This is a genomic window from Microbulbifer sp. CNSA002, assembly GCF_047324085.1.
Classification (GTDB): domain Bacteria; phylum Pseudomonadota; class Gammaproteobacteria; order Pseudomonadales; family Cellvibrionaceae; genus Microbulbifer.
On record NZ_CP172449.1, the window covers coordinates 3,969,189 to 3,983,659 of the forward strand.

General features: G+C 49.4%; 10 protein-coding genes. 5 read left to right on the top strand and 5 right to left on the bottom strand.

Features of this window, described 5'->3' with window-relative positions; all coding sequences use genetic code 11:
• Positions 1–206: 206 nt before the first annotated feature.
• Positions 207–2,390 carry a S9 family peptidase gene (locus tag ACG1BZ_RS17660; RefSeq protein WP_413662968.1) on the bottom strand — a complete coding sequence of 728 codons (2,184 nt, stop codon included), beginning with the start codon at positions 2,388–2,390 and terminating at the stop codon, positions 207–209.
• A gap of 160 nt (positions 2,391–2,550) precedes the next feature.
• Positions 2,551–3,930: an SLC13 family permease gene (locus tag ACG1BZ_RS17665; RefSeq protein WP_413662969.1), complete on the bottom strand. Its 1,380-nt coding sequence runs from the start codon at positions 3,928–3,930 to the stop codon at positions 2,551–2,553.
• A gap of 431 nt (positions 3,931–4,361) precedes the next feature.
• Here ACG1BZ_RS17665 and ACG1BZ_RS17670 point away from each other — a divergent pair, with 431 nt between their 5' ends.
• The 3 genes from ACG1BZ_RS17670 to ACG1BZ_RS17680 all read left to right on the top strand — a co-directional run bounded on the left by ACG1BZ_RS17670 (position 4,362) and on the right by ACG1BZ_RS17680 (position 6,403).
• A complete protein-coding gene (locus ACG1BZ_RS17670) occupies positions 4,362–5,039 on the top strand; it encodes an outer membrane beta-barrel protein (RefSeq protein WP_413662970.1) in 678 nt (225 codons plus the stop codon).
• A gap of 192 nt (positions 5,040–5,231) precedes the next feature.
• Positions 5,232–5,828: an SLATT domain-containing protein gene (locus ACG1BZ_RS17675; RefSeq protein ID WP_413662971.1), complete on the top strand. Its 597-nt coding sequence runs from the start codon at positions 5,232–5,234 to the stop codon at positions 5,826–5,828.
• Positions 5,829–5,902: 74 nt separating this feature from the next.
• Complete coding sequence (locus ACG1BZ_RS17680) at positions 5,903–6,403, top strand: TrmH family RNA methyltransferase (RefSeq protein WP_413662972.1); 501 nt, start codon at positions 5,903–5,905, stop codon at positions 6,401–6,403.
• Here ACG1BZ_RS17680 and ACG1BZ_RS17685 read toward each other — a convergent pair.
• The 3 genes from ACG1BZ_RS17685 to purL form a co-directional block, all read right to left on the bottom strand.
• Positions 6,400–7,284 carry an aldo/keto reductase gene (locus ACG1BZ_RS17685; RefSeq protein WP_413662973.1) on the bottom strand — a complete coding sequence of 295 codons (885 nt, stop codon included), beginning with the start codon at positions 7,282–7,284 and terminating at the stop codon, positions 6,400–6,402. The two genes, ACG1BZ_RS17680 and ACG1BZ_RS17685, sit on opposite strands and share 4 nt — an antisense overlap.
• Before the next feature lie 203 nt (positions 7,285–7,487).
• A complete protein-coding gene (locus tag ACG1BZ_RS17690) occupies positions 7,488–7,811 on the bottom strand; it encodes a TfoX/Sxy family protein (protein ID WP_282933807.1) in 324 nt (107 codons plus the stop codon).
• 393 nt (positions 7,812–8,204) lie between these two features.
• Positions 8,205–12,071 carry a phosphoribosylformylglycinamidine synthase gene (purL, locus tag ACG1BZ_RS17695; protein ID WP_413662974.1) on the bottom strand — a complete coding sequence of 1,289 codons (3,867 nt, stop codon included), beginning with the start codon at positions 12,069–12,071 and terminating at the stop codon, positions 8,205–8,207.
• A 413-nt stretch (positions 12,072–12,484) separates the two neighbouring features.
• On the opposite strand from purL, the gene mltF reads away from it, so the two are divergent.
• Both mltF and ACG1BZ_RS17705 read left to right on the top strand, forming a co-directional pair.
• Positions 12,485–13,963 (top strand): membrane-bound lytic murein transglycosylase MltF, encoded by a 1,479-nt coding sequence (gene mltF / locus ACG1BZ_RS17700; protein ID WP_413662975.1) that lies wholly within the window; start codon positions 12,485–12,487, stop codon positions 13,961–13,963.
• A gap of 94 nt (positions 13,964–14,057) precedes the next feature.
• A complete protein-coding gene (locus tag ACG1BZ_RS17705; protein WP_413662976.1) occupies positions 14,058–14,462 on the top strand; it encodes a hypothetical protein in 405 nt (134 codons plus the stop codon).
• Positions 14,463–14,471 lie beyond the last annotated feature (9 nt).

Consider the following 14,471-nt stretch of genomic DNA (forward strand, 5'->3'; position numbering starts at 1 on the left):
TTATCCTACCCAAACAACGCAAAAAGCCAACTGACTCTAGAAGTTAATATTTCAGAAAGCTGAAAAACAAAAGGACATTTTAACTTCCCCAACAAATAAAGGGGAGCTTGCTCCCCTTTATTTACATGATACTTAAGTAGAGATATAAAGAATAATTAGTTCCCCATAATCAGACCTATATCTCTAAAATAAGCATAACATATTTATTACTTAACCTTCTTATCAGTTTCTCCATTTTTGTATCCAAGTAAATCGAGGTAAAATGCATACTGTAAAGCGGTCTCCTTATAACGACGGAAACGACCCGAAGAGCCACCGTGACCTGCTTCCATATTGGTATTGAATAACAACTGATTTTCATCGGTCTTCAATTCGCGTAACTTTGCCACCCATTTCATTGGCTCAAAGTATTGCACCTGGGAATCATGTAGCCCAGTGGTTACCAACATATTGGGGTAATCCTGAGCTTTCACCTGGTCATAGGGAGAATAGGAAAGCATATATTCATAACTATCCTTATTATTAGGATTGCCCCACTCATCATACTCATTAACAGTCAGGGGAATTGACTCATCAAGCATGGTAGTTACCACATCAACAAATGGCACCGCCGCAGTAACTCCCCGGTACAAATCCGGCTCCATATTGACTACCGCCCCCATCAACAGCCCCCCAGCACTACCACCTGAAGCAAAGATTTTATCAGGGGCGCCATATTTTAATTTTCCCAACGCCTTAGTAACGTCGATGAAATCAGTGAAAGTATTCTTTTTATTGAACATCTTTCCATCTTCGTACCAGGCACGCCCCAGTTTTTGGCCGCCACGAATATGGGCAATAGCAAATACAAAACCTCGGTCAAGCAAGGACACCACTGAAGAGCGGAACCAGGGGTCTACGGTACTACCGTATGAGCCATAGGCATATTGCAGTAATGGATTAGAGCCATCTTTCTTAAATTTATCTTTACGATAAACCAAAGATACCGGCACCTTAACGCCATCTCGTGCCGCTACCAGGATACCCTCGCTCTGATAGTGCTCTGGGTCAAAACCACCCAGAACTTTGTCTTGCTTAAGCAATTCCAAATCGCCACTATCCAACTTGGCTTCATAAACACTATTTGGTGTCGTTAAACTCGAATAAGATACTCGAACACTCTCTGAGTCCAAGTTTGGGTTTGAACTCAAGCCCAGCCTGTATACTGGATCATTAAACCCGACTTGAAGGTCCTTATTATTCTCTAAATTAATAATTCGGAGACCCGTTTGCCCCGCTTTTCGTTCTATTACTGCCAGATGATGATCAAATAAAGTGAAATCTTCCAACAAAACTTTACTACTATGAGGTATGACTTCCTGCCAATTAGACTTATCTGTTGCGTCGTCCATGGCAACCTTCATAAGGCGGAAGTTTTCAGCTTGCCAGTTGGTCATGATATAAAAATCATTCCCTAACTTTAGCGCTGAATACTCGTGATCCTCTTCCCGGGGATATAAGGGAGCAAAATCGGCAAGAGGGGTGTTTGCGTCCAGGATTGACTGGCCACTGCTAGTTGTAGAACTATGGTGAATGCGTATCAGCTCTCCATCCCGGGATTTGGAAATCCACGTATAGAAAGCCTTATCCATCTCTTCGTAAACAACAACATCTTCACTCTGTGGCGTGCCCAACTTATGGCGCATTACTTGATAGCCGAGCAGAGTTTGATGGTCTTTATTGATATAGAAGACAGTCTGGTTATCGTTTGCCCAAACCGCAACTGGTGAAGCATTTTCCAATTTATCTGGCAGCATCTCACCGGTCTTTAAGTCCTTGAAGCGAATCGTGTAAACACGACGTCCAACGCTATCTTCAGGATATGCTACTAATTGATTACTGGGAGAAACGGCCAGGCGCCCTACACTAAAGTAGCCGTGGCCTTCAGCCAGCGCATTCACATCCAGCATAACCTCTTCAGGTGCTTCCTGGGTACCTTTACGCCGCGCGTGGATCGCGTATTCTTTCTCGGGAAGATAGCGGCTGTAATACCAATAACCATTATAGTAAACGGGAACCGTTGATTTATCTTTCTCCAGACGGCCAGTCATTTCCTCAAAGAGTAATTCCTGTAACTCTTTGGTGTGGTGCATTACCGAATCGGTATAAGCATTTTCTGCTTCGAGATGAGCAATAACATCTGACGCTTTTCGTTCATCATCGCGCATCCAATAGTAATTATCGATACGCTCATGACCATGCATAACCATTTTATAAGGCACTTTCTTGGCTACAGGAGCGGAAGCCTGCTCGCTAAACAAGGTTTTGTCCTCTGCTACTTGGTTATTTTCTGTCTCGCCACACCCTACTAAACCAAGGGTGAGCAACAGTGTTGCTGTGGTTTTATTCATAGAACTCTATCTCTCCTACCTATTTTTCTTTGTTCCATTGATATTTTATTGTCTGAATTTGATCCTCAGAGACTCAATCAGCGTGTGAATTCCAATGCCCAACCTTTAAATACATATTCTAACAACTATTTAAGCTCTACTTTGATGGCCTTGGCGAACACTAACCAGCCAGAATCAACCAACTCATCCCCGCTATTATCAGCGATGCCGTCACACTGAGTATCGCGCCCTCTCGAACCATATCCTGTATACGTACTTTACCGGTTCCATACGCAATCGCATTAGGCGCTGTAGCGACAGGCAGCATAAATGCGCAACTGGCACTCATCGCCGCAGGTATCATCAGCACCATGGGCTCAAAACCCGCTGAAGTGGCGGCTACAGCTAAAATTGGCATAAGTAGAGTTGCCGTAGCTGTATTGCTGGTTATCTCTGTCAAGAAGGTCACACTAAGGCATAGAATTACCAACAACAACCACAGTGGCATCGCCGTCAGGAAAGAAAGACCGTTGCCGAGCATATCGCTCAGTCCGGAACTGGAGAAACCTTTTGCTAGCGCTATACCACCGGCAAACAGTAATAGCATTCCCCAGGGGATCGTCTCTGCGGTCTGCCAATCGAGCAGCCGCCCTCCCTTACCGTTAGGCACTAGAAACATAGCGACAACGGCTGCTAGAGCCACGGTTCCGTCACCGGCAGCATCAATACCTATCAATTCGCTCCAACCGCCAAACGGTGCATTGCGAGTAACCCATAGGAGAATTGCCACACCGAAAACCATTAAGGTTCGCTTTTCCTCTTGCCTCCACTCTCCCACTTGAGGGGGCTCAATGTCATTTTTCAGATGCACATGACGGGTCAGCCAGAGGGCCATTATAGGCAGTGTCACCAAAGCAACTGGGACTCCTATTTTCATCCAGCCCAGGAAGCTAAACTCTCGTCCGGTTACTTCCTCGTATATTCCCATAAAAATAACATTGGGCGGCGTGCCCAGAGGAGTACCTACCCCACCCAGACTTGCGGCATAGGCAATACCCAGGATCAGGGCAATACTTAAGCGCTCATTGTCGATCTTACTGAGAATTGCCAGGGCTATAGGCAGCATCATCAATGTGGTAGCAGTGTTGGAAATCCACATGCTCAGGAAGCCTGCTGCCAGCATAAATCCGAGCACCAGCCTGCGGCCACTGGAGACGCCCACAATACGCAACATATACAGGGCAAGGCGCTCGTGGGCCCCACTTTTCTCCAGGGCCTTGGACAAAATAAAGGCCCCCATCAGCAACAGAATGACATGACTTCCCAAGGAAGCTGCCACCTCCCGATGGTCCGCTACTCCAAATAGAGGCAAGAGGACAAAAGGCACCAGTGACGTTGCGGGGATTGGCAGAGCCTCCGTTATCCACCAGATCACTGTTAACAAGGTAATTGCAGCAGTTACTGCCGGTAGATACTGCATCCCCAACGCTGATAAAAAGAAATAGAAGGCCACAGCAAAAAGAGGCCCCAAAACTATAAAGCGCTGCCGCGCGATTGACATACCTGCCCCCAACTACTCAAGGGTTGATTTTTATAAGTTTATATTTCCTGAGATTCTGGATTCAGGCCAGTAAAGGCAGCTGTTAACGCATCTCAGGCAGGCATACAAAATACAAGAAAGTAGACGGTCTGCGCAGTACTTCAGAGGAAGAAATTCTACAAGCGTCTAGGAGCAACATGGAGTAAACACAACTGCTTGATTTTCACTCGCAGTATTAACCTTCGCGTTGTAGTGTAAGCAAGTAACCACTTATTGAGTAGAGCCCATCAAATAAGAAAATCTATCAGCGGACACTTTTAGAAAAATAGGTAAAAATATACAATAATGACATTCCATTATTTTTAGCTTTTTAGTCCGCACTAAATAGATGCTCAGCCATCCTAAAGTGAGGGCTAGTATAAAAAACAACCAGTTAGTATATGAGGTACCCCTTGAAACGCACCGCTATCGCCGCTGTTATCGCGTTATTCAGTTCCAGTATTTACGCCGAAGAACAGCCTTTCTATCTGAAGGCTTCTCTGGGTTTCACACAGTTCGACTCCTCCGATAACGCCTATGTGACCAAGGAAGACTTAGACTCTACTGGTTATGGATTTACTCTTGGGTATCGCATCAATAAGTATATTGCTATTGAAGCAGGAATGACTGATCTGGGTAGCACAGAGCAGCAATCTAGATATGAACTGCACGATGAAGGTGATTATGACATTGATGGCTATAAATATATCGTAGATGTTTCTTCTACTAGCCACGCTAAAACCGAGTATAAATCGTACAGCCTCGGCACTGCATTTACAGCACAATTGCACAGACACCTAAGCGCAAGCGCCAGATTTGGAGTCCACCAATGGCGCAAAACCTCTGGTGGCACAGCTAGTTACGCCTATTCCGGCAGCTGGTACTCCCCAAGTGGAGAACTCCTGGAGTCAGAAAGCGTCTCTTGGTCTGGAGATTGGGATGCTGAGAAAGAGAGCAGCAGTAATCCCTACTATGGTGCAGAGATATCCTGGTCTACTGGCACTTGGGATATTGGCCTTGAGCACACCATCTTTGAAATAGAAGATGAGAAAGCTAACTTCACTGCACTGGGAATCATTTACAGCTTCTAATTCCTGTAAAGCATTTGGCCTCGGGAGGAGGTGAGTACCCACATACCTCCTCCCAAGGCTTAAAACGGAACATCTAGAGCCACCCCCGTAGTCCAAACTTTCGAATCTGGTCATCTCCCCTGTACATCTCGCTGGCATCCGTCAAACTATCGCCCACAATAGCTAGAAGTAGAATGAGGGCGGAAAGGAATCATGAGCACTATACCCAATACCGTGGAAGTCCTGGAGAAGCTCCGCTGGAATGCTCACCTGTGCAAACACAGCCACTTTCGAGCCTCTATGAAGGGGCGCAATTTGCATGTACTTTGCGGGGTGCCCATCGTTGTCGTCAACTTATTCCTCGGTTCGCTTTTCTTCTCCTTGATCAATGCGGAGCTGCCTGATTGGACCAAGTGGAGTGGTGCGGCTCTGGCCCTGCTGGCCGCGCTATTGGGCGGTGTGCAGACTTTCTTCAATTTTAAAAAGAACTATGAGGGACACCGGCAGGTAGGCAACGAGTACCTTGCAATCGCCAGGGAGTGCGAGCGGCTGATCGCCCTTTACTTCGACGATATCCTGGATCTTGAACATCTATCCAAGAAGATCTCAGAACTGAATACACGCTACAGCGAAATCAACCAGCGAGCGGAAGAGTTTATTGTGTCAGATAAGGTATACAGGCAAGCGGTGCATATCCAGAATCAAAAGGCCAACCGAGAGCCCTCTCTGGTAGAGCAGATGCGTAATCGCCAGGCCGCTGCGCAAAGAGTCGCCGAGGAGGCTCTCGAAATCGCAGAGAGCAGCCACTAACTCCCCCATCAATACCGCAGTACTTTCCTGGGGAAGTGGTAACTTCCCCACTTCCTATAGTAACAAACCGAAAAATGCAGACAGATCACAGTAGTCATCAACCCAGCACAGACACTTACCCATTATGCTATTTAGCCACCGATATCGGTACACCGAGCAATGTCGGCGGCCTATTTCGTATCGCCGATGCACTCGGCGTAGAGAAAATTTATTTAACCGGTGAAAGCCTGGTTCCACCTAATTCCAAAATTCGAAAAGTTTCCAGGTCTACAGAAAAGTACGTTCCCTACGAATATCACTCATCTGCAGCCAATATCGCACAAACCTTAAAAAATAAGGGCTATCAATTAATTTGCCTGGAAATTGCCTCAAATAGCGTCGAACTCAAAGATACTCCTGTTTCCAACGGGGATAAAATATGTTTGGTATTGGGTTCTGAAAAAGATGGGGTCAACCCTGAACTTCTGGAACTGGCAGATGCTGTGGTACACATACCTATGCAGGGTATCAATTCCTCAATGAATGTTACTTCCGCCTGCGCTATAGCGACCTATGCTTTGTTGGAAAAAATTTAATCGGGCACTTTGACCATTATATTTTTCTTATTAACATAATCGGGATCACCGCCCAACCTTTTATTGCAGTTCAATCCATTAATTGCCTGGATCTCCGCATTGCTCAAATTAAAATCAGATAATAAGAAGTTATTGCGTATGTGATCCAGGCTTTCCGCCTTGGGAATAACTATGCGATGCTGCTGGATATTCCACTTAAGGATAACCTGCCCCGAAGTCACCCCGTGATTTTTCGCAATGTCCACAATTACTGGATCTATGAGAGGTTTTTCATGAGCCTCGACACCGCTCCATGTAGATCCCGACCCCAAAGGAGACCAGCTGCAAATCGCAATTTTATGAAACTGGCAATAATCTACTAAAGGCTGCTGAGTGAAATAGGGGTGCAGTTCAATTTGATTACAAACAGGGCGCACTTCCGAGAAAGTCGCCAGTTGTTCAATATCAGGTTTACGAAAGTTTGACACCCCCAGGGCCCGCACTTTTTTCTGCTGGTAAAGCGCCTCCATTGCACCCCAGGTCTCCCGGGTATAGGCCGGCATAGGCCAATGGATCAGATATAGGTCCAGGTATTCCAGCTGCAAGCGCTCCAGGCTACGGGCAAATGCATCGTGAGTTTTATTGGTTCCCTGCTCCGTATCCCAAACTTTACTGGTAATAAAAAGCTCTTCCCTCGCTAGGCCGGATTCTTTGATCGCTCTTCCCAGAGCTCGCTCATTTCCATAGACCGATCCTGTGTCAAAATGACGATATCCCACAGACATGGCTTTCAAAATAACTTCTGTTACATACTCATCATCCTGCTGCCAGCTGCCAATCGCAGCCATTCCCATGCCGAGCTGAGGTATCTCTACACCGTTATTCAATTCGAGAAAATACATAATCAATATCCTTTCAGACTACTGAGCGGTAAATCAGCAAGGACCAAGAGGGAATAGAACCGGGGTCACGTTTATTTCGCTGAGTGTAGGCCGTACAGAAGTCAACGCGTAGAAAACAGCGAACTCACGCCAACTCCTGACTGCTAATCACTCACCATGCAATAAAAAGAAACTAATTTGCTAAGTTCAGTGAATATAAGCGATTATTTTGGAGGAAGTGAGCCCGCAAATACCGCTCCACGACTGACCCAGTTATCCAAATCCTCTGCGACAGCATCTTCTTCCACATACACCATGCCTTTTAAGGGGCGCCCGGTGTAATCCATAGGCCGGGTATAGCGTTCGGCCAACGCAGTTTGATACTCATCAGGCCCAACCCGGACCATCAACTCTTCTCCAACAACCCCACAGGCCATATTGCCATTCAACATAAAAGCGAGACCTCCAAACATCTGCTTTTCACTGAGGCCTTCATTTCCCTGAAGTAATTTGCGCACTTTTTCAGCCAGAGTTTCGCTGTACGCCATAGTTTTCTCCTTAATCACTTTTACTAGGCAGGAATACCCCCTCAGAAACTGCTTTTTTCTGAAAAGGTTAAAAACGATGAAATTTGAAAAGAATCGAGCGGAATTAAATGTGAACCCTAATCCCAACAAGACATTGGATGGAGCAATGAGCAAGTAAACTGCAAATACAACAGATAACTGCACCATAGCAAAAACGTTATTTCGAATAATCGTTTAAGTATAGCAGTAGCTGAAGTTTCTACTTTAAGGAAGGGAAAAAATACGCCAAGAAATGAAAGGGCTGAAAATATTACAGAAATATTTCTATTTTTACTAAAGATTGTGGTGACCTGAAACGGCCACCACAATCTTTACGCGTACCTCGGCAGGCAAAAACCGAGGGAATGACTTGTCTTAGTCGACAAACACCCGCGCGTTGCGGAACAAGCGCATCCAGCCGGAATCTTCTTTCCACTCATCTGGATGCCAGCTATTGCTGACAGCTCGAGCAACACGCTCAGGATGCGGCATCATAATAGTCACGCGGCCATCCTCAGAACTCAGGGAGGTAATACCATTGACCGAGCCGTTGGGGTTGGCCGGATAAGTTTGGGTAATTTCCCCTTTGTTATTTAGGTAGCGCATCGCGATAGTGCCGGAAGCTTCACACTTCTCCAGCGCCTGCTGGTCAGCAAACTCCACTCGCCCCTCACCATGAGCAACGGCAACCGGCATGTAAGTACCCGCCATACCTTTAAACAACACGGAAGGTGAGTCTTCAATGCCTACCAGTGCGAAGCGCGCTTCATACTGCTCAGAGAGGTTGCGCACAAAGCGCGGCCAGTGATCCGCACCTGGAATCAGCTCTTTGATCACTGAGAACATCTGGCAACCGTTACACACCCCCAAGCCGAAGGTATCGTTGCGATTGAAGAAGCCCTCAAACTGATCGCGGGCACGATCGTTAAACAGGATGGTTTTAGCCCACCCCTCACCGGCACCCAGTACATCGCCGTAAGAGAAGCCACCACAGCCCACCAAACCTTTGAACTCATCCAAGGCTACACGGCCAGACAGGATGTCACTCATATGTACGTCGACAGCGTTAAAGCCAGCGCGGTGGAAAGAGTGCGCCATTTCCACTTGGCTATTCACGCCCTGCTCTCGCAGTACAGCAACTTTCGGGCGAACACCTTTAACGATATAAGGTGCGCTGATATCGTCGTTGATATCGAAAGTGAGGTTTACTGTCAGGCCCGGGTCTTCTTTGGCAATGGCAGCGAATTCCTGCTCGGCACACTCGGCGTTATCACGCAGGGACTGGATACGGAAGCTGGTTTCCGACCAGATCTGCTGCAATTCAGCACGGGAGCGCTTGAAGATTTCAACACCGTTATTGGTGATGCACAGGTGTTCGTTATTGTTCAGGTAACCGATCTTGTGGGTGGGTACACCCACAGCGGCAAAGCGCTGTACCAGCATATCCGCTTCACAGGCGGGAACCTGCAATACCGCACCCAACTCTTCACTGAACAGCGCCGCAATCGGGTCTTCACCCAATTCGTAGATTTCCACATCCATACCCACGCGGCCGGCAAAGCCCATTTCCGCCAGGGTTGTAAACAAACCGCCGTCAGCGCGGTCGTGGTAGGACATGATCAGGTCTTCATTCAGAGCCTGCTGTACCACCTCGAAGAAACCTTTCAGCTTCTTGGCATCGTCCAGGTCTGCGGGCTTGTCACCCAGCTCGTTGTAGACCTGCGCCAGACAGGAGCCGCCCAAGCGATTTTTGCCGGCACCCAGATCGATAAACAGTAACTCACTTTCACCTTTATCGGTGCGCAGCTGCGGTGTCACTGTCTTGCGGACATCAGTTACCGGAGCAAAGGCAGAAATTACCAGAGACAGCGGTGCAGTAACCGATTTCTGCTCGCCCTCTTCCTCCCAGGCAGTGCGCATAGACATGGAGTCTTTGCCCACCGGGATGGTAATGCCCAATTCAGGACACAACTCCATACCCACCGCTTCTACGGTTCGATAAAGTTTTTCCTCTTCACCCGGATGGCCCGCAGCGCACATCCAGTTGGCGGAGAGTTTGATATCGGATAGTTGCTTCACCGGGGTACAGGCGATATTGGTGATTGCCTCACCCACTGCCAGACGGCCCGAGGCCGGTGCATCCAGCAATGCCACCGGGGTGCGCTCACCCATAGACATGGCTTCGCCGGCGTAGCTGTCATAGGCAACGGTAGTTACCGCGCAATCGGCCACCGGCACCTGCCAGGGACCAACCATCTGGTCGCGGGAAACCTGACCGGTTACAGTGCGGTCACCGATAGTGATCAGGAAGCTCTTGCTAGCCACTGTGGGCAGGCGCAGCACCCGCTCAGCCGCTTCATTCAGGTCGATATCTACTGTGGAAAATGCCTTACTTTCCACCTGGCGAGTTTCTGCTTCACGGTGCATGCGCGGCGGCTTGCCGAACAACACCGACATCGGCAGGTCTACTGGCTTGGATTCGAATTGCTTGTCATTTAACAGCAGGTGCTTGTCTTCGGTAGCTTCACCGACAACGGCGTAAGGCGCGCGCTCACGCTCACAGATTTGCTCGAAGCGCTCCAGATCTTCCGGCATCACTGCCAGTACATAGCGCTCCTGGGACTCGTTACACCAAATTTCCAGCGGGCTCATACCCGGCTCATCACAGGGCACATTGCGCAGTTCAAAATTACCGCCGGTACCGCCATCTTTCACCAACTCGGGGAAAGCATTGGACAAACCGCCCGCACCCACATCGTGGATAAAGGCAATGGGGTTGCTTTCACCCAACTGCCAGCACTGGTCGATCACCTCTTGGCAGCGACGCTCGATTTCCGGATTTTGGCGCTGTACTGAAGCGAAATCCAGATCTTCAGAGCTGGAGCCGCTGGCCATACTGGAGGCTGCACCACCACCGAGGCCAATCAACATCGCCGGGCCACCCAGCACTACCAGTTTGGCGCCAGGGGAAAACTCGGGCTTGTCTACATGCTCTTCGCGGATATTGCCGTAACCACCAGCCAACATGATCGGCTTGTGATAGCCGCGACGCTCGCCATCGAAATTTTCTTCAAAGGTACGGAAGTAACCGCAGATATTCGGGCGGCCAAACTCATTGTTAAATGCTGCACCACCGATCGGGCCTTCGATCATAATATCCAGAGCGGTAACAATACGCTCAGGCTTGCCATAGTTGGCTTCCCAAGGCTGCTCCCAGCCGGGAATGCGCAAGTTGGAAACCGTAAAACCGGTCAGGCCCACTTTTGGTTTGGAGCCACGGCCAACTGCACCTTCATCACGAATTTCACCACCGGCCCCGGTACCAGCACCGGAGAAAGGAGCAATCGCGGTAGGGTGATTGTGGGTTTCCACTTTCATCAGCAGATGAATGGCTTCAGTGCTGAAACCGTATTCCTTGCTGTCAGGATCCGGGTAGAAACGCCCCGCTTCGCTACCAGTAACGACGGCTGCATTATCCGCATAGGCGGACAACACATTGTCACCACCCTTCTGGTACGTATTCTTAATCATGCCGAACAGGGAGTGCGGCATTTCTTCGCCGTCGATGGTCCAGGAGGCATTGAAGATCTTGTGGCGGCAGTGCTCGGAGTTTGCCTGGGCAAACATCATTAGCTCTACATCTGTGGGATTGCGCTCCAGCTCTTGGAAACTGGTGAGCAGGTAATCAATCTCATCTTCGGCCAAGGCCAAGCCCAAGGTGACATTGGCATCTTCCAGAGCTTCGCGACCGCCCTCGAGAATATCCACACCGCGCAACGGGCGCGGCGCTTCTTCCACAAATAATTGCTCAGCTTGAGCAAAATCGGTGAATACCGCTTCAACCATACGATCGTGTAAGCGGGAGGCCAGCACAAGGCGTTCAGCTTCAGTTAACTCGACACCAGTAACGTAGTAGGCAATGCCACGCTCCAGGCGATGAACTTTGTTCAGGCCAGTGTTATGCGCAATATCAGTAGCCTTGGAAGACCAGGGAGAAATTGTGCCCGGACGCGGCACTACCAGGATCAACTCGCCTTTCGGCTCGTGTTTTTCCTCGGTTGGGCCGTATTGGAGCAACCGCTCCAGCAGGGCCATCTCCTGGTTATCCAGTGAGTCGCTGTCTGCAAAGTGAACGAACTCAGCGTAGAGATCGTCGATGGTTGGTTGCAGCGCGCGCAGTTGATTGAGCAGGTTTTTATGGCGGAATTTCGACAGTGCAGGAGCACCACGCAGAACTAACATTGCGGGAGATAGCCTCTTGTCTAAATGAGAAAGATTGCGCGAATGGGATTTCGCACAAGGCCCCGGAAATTTGAGAGGCGCAATTGTACCTGAAGCATCGCTACTCCAACACACCCGCCCGACACTTGGGTACACATGAACTAATTAGTAACCTGAATGTTCAAAAGACCAGCAAGCTTGGCTGTAAATAAACCAACTTTGTATCAAAGTCAGGTTCACCTACCTAAGTCTGTAATGCTTTGCAAGCGCGCAGATCACAGTGTTCAAAAGACAAACTGGGCAGATTGTCGTCAAATAATGTAAAATTGGCGGACTGCGTCAAATTTTGCCCTCGTATTTGAGAGCGAAATCGACATACAGGGCCTTAGGCACAACAGCAAAAAAACCAACGGACTAGCTAAAGGGGACAGCCTATGATGATGAAAAGCCGTATGCTGCGCTACGTCCGCCGTGTGTGCAAAGGGATCGCCCTGTCCTGCTGCGCCTCCCTGCTGGTTGCCAGTAAAGCACCGAATACGCTCGAGCGTGTCAAAGCCACCGGTGAATTGGTTGTCCTGTCACAAAACGGCCCCACCACTTATTACGAAGACGCCTCCGGCAACCCGACAGGCTTTGAATACGGCATGCTGCGTGCATTTGCTGAAGAGCTGGGGGTGAAATTGGTAATTCGCGACGTGCACGATCTGGACGAAATGTTCGATCAGCTGCGCGACCCAGAGGGTGGCGCGCACTTCGCAGCTGCCGGCCTCACGGTAACTCCAGAGCGTCGCGAACAAGTCCGCTTTACCCCATCCTATTTTGAAATTCGCCAGCAGGTTATCTACCGAGTTGGCGAACAGCGGCCGCGCAAAACTAGCGATCTCGAAGGAAAAAAGGTCGCCGTCATTGCCGGTAGTGCTCACGCAGAAGAAATGAAGAAACTCTCCACCCGCTATACCGAGTTGGATTGGGAGGAAGTCTCCGACGTGGACGCCATGGAATTGGTGGAGATGGTGCAGGAAGGAAAATACAATTATGCAATTGTCGATTCCAACGCCTATGCAGTTCACCGCGGCCTTTACCCAAACACCGCGGTTGCGTTCAACCTCACCCAATTCCAACCGGTTTCCTGGGCCTTCCCACAAAGTGATGACGACAGCCTCTATCGCAGTGCGCGTCGCTTTATGTTGCGCGCCAATACCAATGGCATGATTGCCCAGTTGCGGGAAGAGTTTTTTGGCCACGTCAGCGACCTAAATGTGGGCGGCGCCAAGGCCTTTGCCAAGCGCAGCCGCGAGCGCCTGCCCCAGTGGCGCGGCACCATGCAAAAGGTTGCCGACCAATATGACCTCGACTGGCACTTACTCGCAGCCCTCAGCTACCAGGAATCCTATTGGAATCCGCGTGCCCGCTCTCGCACCGGTGTACGCGGCCTGATGATGCTCACCCTGAATACCGCAAAAGATCTCGGTGTAAACCGCCTAAACCCCGAAGAGAGCATTGAGGGTGGTGCCCGCTATATCGTACAAATCCGCAACAAACTGCCGGATCGCATTCGCGAACCCGACAGAACCTGGATGGCACTGGCTGCCTACAACGTAGGCTATGGCCACCTTGAGGATGCCCGGGTACTGACAGAACGAATGGGCGGCAATCCAGATCTTTGGCCCGATGTGCGCGAACACCTGCCCCTTCTGGCCAAGCGTCAGTATTACAAGACCACCAAACACGGCTATGCCCGAGGCTGGGAACCGGTGACTTATGTACAGAATATCCGCCACTATCAAGCCCTTCTGAGCTGGAGTAGCCGCATTGAGGAACAACGACTGGCCGCAGCCAATGATGAAAACGGCGGGATCCTTGCTGAGAACAGCGCAGTGAATTCCGAAGCCAGCGCCGCCCCCGCTCTCTAATCCCCCTCTAGGCCAGCTTAGCCTGGCCGAAGAAAGCCCCAAATATCTCCACCTTAATCTATATTCATCTGGTCCCGGTTGGAGTGCCTGAGCGATGGATAATCCAGATACGGTAAGAGAGATCGAGCAGTTTATTGACTACCTCGTGCAGGCCGGGGTGTACTGCAGAGAAGATGAACTGGAAAGTGTCTACCACCGGGAAATGCAGGTCTTCATACTAGACCCTTCGGACCGGGTCACAGTGGCAGACAAAACGGCCTTCATCAATATGTTTAAAGCCAAGCGTGACGCGGGTGAACTACCTCTCAACGACTGGAAAAAAATTCACCACATAGTGGCAAATGAAAACAGTGCTTTAGTAATCTTCTCGCGAAAAAACAATTTGGCTGGCCAGGAGCAACTGTTAAAACTGGCGATCGATTTGGTTCATGAAGATGGGCGTTGGCAGGTCACGCGGGAAGTTATATTCCTAGAGCCAGCACTTCCTGGTTCAAGCTAGAAATACTCC

What these genes read in the sequence shown, in the direction of transcription:
- ACG1BZ_RS17660 (WP_413662968.1), bottom strand. Translation starts at nt 2,390, where the DNA reads ATGAATAAAACCACAGCAACACTGTTGCTCACCCTTGGTTTAGTAGGG.
- ACG1BZ_RS17665 (WP_413662969.1), bottom strand. Translation starts at nt 3,930, where the DNA reads ATGTCAATCGCGCGGCAGCGCTTTATAGTTTTGGGGCCTCTTTTTGCT.
- ACG1BZ_RS17675 (WP_413662971.1), top strand. Translation starts at nt 5,232, where the DNA reads ATGAGCACTATACCCAATACCGTGGAAGTCCTGGAGAAGCTCCGCTGG.
- ACG1BZ_RS17680 (WP_413662972.1), top strand. Translation starts at nt 5,903, where the DNA reads ATGCAGACAGATCACAGTAGTCATCAACCCAGCACAGACACTTACCCA.
- ACG1BZ_RS17685 (WP_413662973.1), bottom strand. Translation starts at nt 7,284, where the DNA reads ATGTATTTTCTCGAATTGAATAACGGTGTAGAGATACCTCAGCTCGGC.
- ACG1BZ_RS17690 (WP_282933807.1), bottom strand. Translation starts at nt 7,811, where the DNA reads ATGGCGTACAGCGAAACTCTGGCTGAAAAAGTGCGCAAATTACTTCAG.
- purL (WP_413662974.1), bottom strand. Translation starts at nt 12,071, where the DNA reads ATGTTAGTTCTGCGTGGTGCTCCTGCACTGTCGAAATTCCGCCATAAA.
- mltF (WP_413662975.1), top strand. Translation starts at nt 12,485, where the DNA reads ATGATGATGAAAAGCCGTATGCTGCGCTACGTCCGCCGTGTGTGCAAA.
- ACG1BZ_RS17705 (WP_413662976.1), top strand. Translation starts at nt 14,058, where the DNA reads ATGGATAATCCAGATACGGTAAGAGAGATCGAGCAGTTTATTGACTAC.